We start from the raw sequence: 2,366 nt of genomic DNA, 5'->3' as shown, positions 1-2,366 counted from the left end.
GTGCGCGCGACCGTGCACCAGGAGGCCGCCGCCTTCCTCTCGGACCGCCGGCTGGCGGCGCTCGAGCGCCTCGTGGTGCGCGCCGCGCGGGCGGCGTGCTGACGCTCGCCCCGCCGAACGCCCACCCGCGACGCGGCGCGCCGCGCGCCGCGCCCGCTCCACAGGAGACCGATGACCCGACCCGACGACCAGCGCATCTACCAGCAGTTCGAGGGCACCCCGCTGTGGAAGGCGCTCGCGGGCGCGCTCGCCGACCTGGAGGCGAGCCGCGAGCTCGCCGTCGCCACGGCGCCGCACTACGTGATCGGCTACCTGTGCCAGGAGCTCGCCGCGAAGCGCGTGGTCGACGACGACGCGCTCGCGCGATGACCGTCGCGGACGCCCGCACCCCCGCCCGCCCGCCCGCGGACGGGCCGAGCCCCGAGGACGCCGACTTCATGGTCCTGCGCGCGATCGCGTGTCGCTACGAGAGCGGGACGGTGGCGCCCGAGGCCATCCGCCGGGCGCTCGACGGACACGCGCGCCCGTGCCTCGCCGCGTCGGAGCTCGACGACGCGCTGGCGCGCCTCCGGCGCGACGGCCACGTGATCGCGCGCGACGGCGAGTACGTGGTGGGGGCGGCCGTGGCGGCGGCGCTGCCGCCGCGCGGAGCGGCGCGATCTCGGAAGCCGCCGCGCCGTGGCGCCGATTGCGCGCGCGCCTCGCGGCGGACGCGCGGCGCGACCCGTAGCGGCTCGGCGCGTCCCCTCCGCGAGTGACCGCCGACGTCCGTGGCCCGTTCCTCGCACCGTCCCTCTCGCGACGCGTATCACGCCCGGCGGATCGCCCGTCCGTCGCTCACCCCGAGCACGGCAACGGACTTCGGCGTGCGTGCCGGGCCGGGCGGGTGGGATGGACGAGGCACACGAGGGCACCTCCGCGCCGGAGCACGGCGCGGACGCACGGGACGCCGCCGCCGACGGGCGGCCCGCCATGGAACCGCGCGCCCCGGCGGGCGCCCCCGCGCCGCCGCCCCTGACGGTGCTGCTGGTCGACGACCGGCCGGAGAACCTCCTCGCGCTGGAGGCCGTGCTCGACCCGCTCGGCGTGCGCCTCGTGCGCGCGGGGAGCGCCGAGGAGGCGCTTCGGTGGGTCGACGACGAGGACCTCGCGGTCATCCTGCTCGACGTGCAGATGCCGGGCACCGACGGGCTCGAGGCGGCGCGGCTCATCAAGGCGCGCGAGCGCGGCCGGATCGTGCCGATCCTCTTCGTGACCGCGCTCGACCGCGACCGCCGGCGCGTGACGACCGGCTACCAGGCGGGCGCGATCGACTACCTGTTCAAGCCGCTCGACCCGGACGAGCTGCGCGGCAAGGTGGCCGCCTTCGTCGACCTGCACCGGCTGCAGGGCGAGGACCGCGAGCGCCGCCGTCGCTACGCCGACCGGCTGGTCCACTCGAGCGAGGCGCGGTACCGCCAGGCGGCCGCCGACGCCGAGTGGGCGCGCGCCGCACTGGAGACCGCGGACCGCACGAAGAACGAGTTCCTCTCCCGCATGTCGCACGAGCTGCGGACGCCGCTCAACGCGATCCTCGGCTACGTGCAGCTGCTCGACCTCGGCGTGCTCGGCTCGGTCTCGACCGAGCAGCACACGCACCTGAATCGCGTGCGGCAGAGCGCCGTCCACCTCCTCGGGCTCGTCAACGAGATCCTGGACCTGGTCACCCTCGACGCCCGGGGCGTGGGGCTGCGCGTGGTCCGCGAGGTCGGCCGGCTGGACGAGGCGTGCGAGGCGGCGCTCGCGCTCGTGCGCATCGAGGCCGCGATGCGCAACCTCTCGCTCGCCGGGCCCGGCGCCGTGACGGACGCGCGCTACCTCGGCGACCCGCACCGCGTACGCCAGGTGCTCGTGCACCTGCTGACCAACGCCGTCAAGTTCACGCGCCCCGGCGGCCACGTGGCGCTCGCCTGCGGGACGAGCGACGGGGCGGACGATGCGGACCGGACGGACGGCGGCGCGGCGGACGGCCCGCCGGGCCCCGGGCCGTGGGCGTACGCGCGCGTCGAGGACACCGGACTCGGCATCGCGCCCGACCAGGTCGCGCGCATCTTCGACGCGTTCACGCAGCTCGACGGCGGGCACACGCGGTCCGAGGGCGGGGTCGGACTCGGGCTCACCGTCAGCCGCCGGATCGCGCGGGCGATGGACGGCGAGATCACCGTGCGCAGCCGGCCCGGAGTCGGCTCGACGTTCACGCTCTGGCTCCCCGCGCCGACCGTGGGCGACGACGACGCGTCGGCCGAGGCGCTCGCGCCCGACGCGGCCGCCGGCGGCGCCGCCGGCGCGGTGCCGGAGCGCTGGTACGGCGAGGTGGCCATGCTGGG

Annotated in this window: 3 protein-coding genes; all 3 read left to right on the top strand. The window is 77.2% G+C overall.

All coding sequences use genetic code 11. From position 1 onward, the window contains the following. The first annotated feature begins 171 nt into the window (after positions 1-171). Positions 172-369, top strand: a complete 198-nt coding sequence (locus PYV61_RS24300; RefSeq protein WP_275836460.1) for a hypothetical protein — start codon at positions 172-174, stop codon at positions 367-369. Beyond that, a complete protein-coding gene (locus PYV61_RS24295) occupies positions 366-758 on the top strand; it encodes a hypothetical protein (protein ID WP_275836459.1) in 393 nt (130 codons plus the stop codon). Before PYV61_RS24300 ends, PYV61_RS24295 begins: the two co-directional genes overlap by 4 nt. Positions 759-972: 214 nt before the next feature. After that, positions 973-2,366, top strand: a 1,394-nt coding sequence (locus tag PYV61_RS24290) for a hybrid sensor histidine kinase/response regulator (RefSeq protein WP_275836458.1), incomplete at its 3' end; no start/stop codon positions are given.

Origin of the sequence: Roseisolibacter sp. H3M3-2, from assembly GCF_029211165.1 — a bacterium.
In the GTDB taxonomy this organism is placed as follows: domain Bacteria; phylum Gemmatimonadota; class Gemmatimonadetes; order Gemmatimonadales; family Gemmatimonadaceae; genus Roseisolibacter.
The sequence above is the reverse complement of the archived record's forward strand: the minus strand, read 5'-3'. Positions and strand labels throughout refer to the sequence as shown.

Excerpts from the sequence above, each read along its gene's own strand:
- PYV61_RS24300 (WP_275836460.1), top strand. The coding sequence starts at position 172 with ATGACCCGACCCGACGACCAGCGCATCTACCAGCAGTTCGAGGGCACC.
- PYV61_RS24295 (WP_275836459.1), top strand. The coding sequence starts at position 366 with ATGACCGTCGCGGACGCCCGCACCCCCGCCCGCCCGCCCGCGGACGGG.